Source organism: Ideonella sp. P3_A4, assembly GCF_056403075.1.
The window spans coordinates 1-3,144 of sequence record NZ_JBFUGE010000661.1; the positions used below are offsets into that span (position 1 = coordinate 1).

At 66.8% G+C, this 3,144-nt stretch carries 4 protein-coding genes; 3 read left to right on the forward strand and 1 reads right to left on the reverse strand.

What is annotated here, in order from left to right; translation table 11 throughout:
- Positions 1-7: 7 nt before the first annotated feature.
- The 3 genes from AC1DYI_RS30715 to AC1DYI_RS30725 are packed head-to-tail and all read left to right on the forward strand — an operon-like array spanning position 8 to position 2,530.
- A complete protein-coding gene (locus tag AC1DYI_RS30715; RefSeq protein WP_477207908.1) occupies positions 8-1,129 on the forward strand; it encodes a chromate transporter in 1,122 nt (373 codons plus the stop codon).
- A 21-nt stretch (positions 1,130-1,150) separates the two neighbouring features.
- Complete coding sequence (locus AC1DYI_RS30720; protein ID WP_477207905.1) at positions 1,151-2,059, forward strand: Fe-Mn family superoxide dismutase; 909 nt, start codon at positions 1,151-1,153, stop codon at positions 2,057-2,059.
- A 12-nt stretch (positions 2,060-2,071) separates the two neighbouring features.
- On the forward strand, positions 2,072-2,530 hold the full coding sequence (locus tag AC1DYI_RS30725; protein WP_477207906.1) for a chromate resistance protein ChrB domain-containing protein: 459 nt from the start codon (positions 2,072-2,074) through the stop codon (positions 2,528-2,530).
- A 12-nt stretch (positions 2,531-2,542) separates the two neighbouring features.
- Here AC1DYI_RS30725 and AC1DYI_RS30730 read toward each other — a convergent pair.
- The coding region (locus tag AC1DYI_RS30730) for a LytR/AlgR family response regulator transcription factor (RefSeq protein ID WP_477207907.1) at positions 2,543-3,144 on the reverse strand (602 nt) is incomplete at its 5' end.

A 3,144-nucleotide genomic window follows, 5' to 3' on the forward strand; every position in this document is an offset into this window, starting at 1 on the left:
GCTCTACATGCTGGGCCTGGGCACTTGGGGCTTTGGCGGCCCGGTTGCGCTGGTGGGCTACATGCACCGCGACCTGATCGACGGCCGCAAATGGTTCACCGAGGCCGACTACCGCGAAGGCATGGTGCTGTCGCAGTTGATGCCAGGGCCGCTGGCAGCGCAGCTGGCGATCTATCTTGGCTATGTGCATTACCGCGTGCTCGGCGCGACGCTCGTCGGCTTGGCGTTCGTGATTCCATCCTTCCTGATGGTCGTGGCGATCGGCGCGGCCTATGTCGAATTCGGCGGCATCTCGTGGATGCAGGCCGTGTTCTACGGCGTGGGCGCGTCGGTGATCGGGATCATCACGATGAGCGCCTACAAGCTCGCGACCAAGAGCCTGGGCAAGGACAAGCTGCTGTGGGCGATCTTCGCCGTCAGTGCCGTCGTCACGTTCGTCACCCAAAACGAGTGGGTGGGCCTGTTCATCGGCGCCGGCATCCTCGTGTGGCTGCTGCGGGCACCGCCCAAGAACCTGGGCAACAAGTTGCGCAGCAGCGCAGCCGCTTCGGCACCGATCGTCGCGGGTGTCCTGGCCACGGCCTCCACCGACGGTAGCCGATTGATGCAGATCGCTGGATTTTTCGCCTACGCCGGCAGCTTTGTCTTCGGCAGCGGCCTGGCGATCGTGCCGTTCCTCTACAGCGGCGCCGTGGTCGAGCATCACTGGCTGAACGACCGGCAGTTCGTCGATGCCGTGGCCGTGGCGATGATCACGCCAGGCCCGGTGGTGATCACGACGGGCTTCATCGGCTACCTGGTCGCGGGCTTTCCCGGTGCAGTGGTCGCCGCGCTGGCCACGTTCGTGCCTTGCTACCTGCTCACGATCCTGCCGGCACCGTACTTCAAGAAGCACGGCAAGCATCCAGCCATCGTCGCCTTCGTCGACGGCGTGACCGCGGCGGCGGTCGGCGCACTCGCCGGCGCGGTGCTCGTGATCGCACAACGCTCGATCACCGACTGGCTCACTGCAGCACTGGCGATCGTGACCGCCGGCATCCTGTGGAAGTGGAAGCTTCCCGAGCCGCTGGTGGTGATCGCTGCCGCTGTCATTGGCCTGGTCGCGTATCCGCTGATGAAGCACGCTTGATTGCACCCTCAGGAGATAACCATGGATTTCCAGATTCGACCTTTGACCCTCGACCTGGGCAGCCTGCATGGCTTGTCACAGAAGCTGATCGCCAGTCACCACGAGAACAACTACAGCGGCGCCGTGAAGCGCCTGAACGCGATCCGCAAGCAGCTCGCCGAAATCGACTGGGCCGCGGCACCCGTGTTCATGGTCAACGGCCTGAAGCGTGAAGAGCTGATCGCCGCCAACTCGGCCTGGTTGCATGAGCTGTACTTCGACAGCCTGGGCGGCGACGGGGCGATCGGGCCGCAGGGGCTGGCGACCGTGTTGGAGCGCGACTTCGGCTCGTTCGACCGCTGGCGCGCAGAGTTCACCGCGCTGGCCAAGGCGATGGGCGGCGGCTCCGGCTGGGCGCTGCTGTCGTGGTCATCGCGCGAGGGCCGGTTGATCAACCACTGGGCGGCTGACCACACGCACCTGCTGGCCGGTGCCACACCTATCCTGGCGCTGGACATGTACGAACACGCCTACCACATGGACTTCGGCGCCAAGGCCGCGGCGTATGTCGACGCGTTCATGGGCAACGTGCACTGGGGCCGGGTGGCGCAGCGCTTCACGGCCACTGTGGCCAGCGACGCACTGCCGCTGGCCATCGGCCACGCCGCATTGCCCGAGGGCGCGCAGTTGGTGGACGTGCGCAAGGCGCAGGCCTATGCCGATGCCCGTGACCTGCTGGCCGGCGCGAGCTGGCGCGACCCGGCCAAGCTGCCGTCCTGGGCCACCGAACTGGACCGCGACAAGCCGGTGGTGGTGTATTGCCGCCACGGCATGGAGGTCAGCCAGGCGGCGGCGCTGTCGCTGCGCACCATGGGCTACCAAGCCACTTACCTGCTGGGTGGCATCGAGGGCTGCCGCGACGCCGGCGTCGCGATGACGATCAAGCCCTGAACGGAGCTCACCATGAAGTGGGTCACCCGCGAACGCCCGAAGATCGACCGCATCGCCTGCCCTTGGCTGATTGCGCGCTTCATCGATGAGGCGCCCGAGTTCCTCTACGTGCCGGCCGGCGAGGTGCTGGCCGTCGCCGAGACGACTGGCGCGGTGCCCTACGACATCCCCGGTGTCGAGATGAGCCACGTCGGCGAGCTGTGCAGCTTCGACGCGTTCCTCGCGAAGCACCAGCTGGACGACCCGGCGCTGCAGCAACTGGCCGCCATCGTGCGCGGCGCCGACACCTCGCGGCTGGACCTGACGCCCCAGTCGGCCGGTCTGTATGCGCTGTCGCTCGGCCTGTCGCAGAACTTCACGAACGACCACGAGATGCTGGCCCACGGCATGGTGATGTACGACGCGCTGTATGCGTGGTGCCGCTCGTGCCAGGACGAAACACACCAATGGCCGCCGGTGAAGGCAGCCTGACCGCCTTCTCGGCTACATCTGCTTGAACAGGTGCAGGAATGAGCGGCTGACCGGCAGCACCTCGGGCCGGCCCTTGAGGTAGATGTCGGCCGTTTCGTTCAGGCCGCGGGTCACGTGGCTGATCGCGCGCAGGTTGACGACGACCGAGCGGTGGACTTGCGCAAACTGGGCGCTGTCCAGTTGCCCGAGCAACTCCTTCAGCGGCGTGCGGATCAAGGCCTCTGCAGGCTTGCCGCCATCGCCGCGCCAAGCGATCAGCGTGTACTTCTCGTCGGACTTCAGGAAGTCGATCTCGTCGACCGCGATCATCCGCACCGTCTGCCCGACCATCGCGCGAATCCAACGCAAATGCGCCGGAGCGGCGCCGCGCTGCAGCTGCGCCGCCAATTGCTGCAGCAAGGCCTCGGTGGCCTGCGCGGGTTGGGCCGTGCCCAGCCGTGCCTGCAGCCGCGCCACGGTATCGGCCAGGCGCGCCGGCTCGACAGGCTTGACCAGGTAGTCGAGCACGCCGTGCTCGAACGCCTTCAGCGCGTACTGGTCGAACGCGGTCACGAAGACCAGGTGCGCGCGGCGCCCAATCTCGCGCGCCGCTTCGACACCCGACAGGCCAGGCA

What these genes read in the sequence shown, in the direction of transcription:
- AC1DYI_RS30715 (WP_477207908.1), top strand. Translation starts at nt 8, where the DNA reads ATGCTGGGCCTGGGCACTTGGGGCTTTGGCGGCCCGGTTGCGCTGGTG.
- AC1DYI_RS30720 (WP_477207905.1), top strand. Translation starts at nt 1,151, where the DNA reads ATGGATTTCCAGATTCGACCTTTGACCCTCGACCTGGGCAGCCTGCAT.
- AC1DYI_RS30725 (WP_477207906.1), top strand. Translation starts at nt 2,072, where the DNA reads ATGAAGTGGGTCACCCGCGAACGCCCGAAGATCGACCGCATCGCCTGC.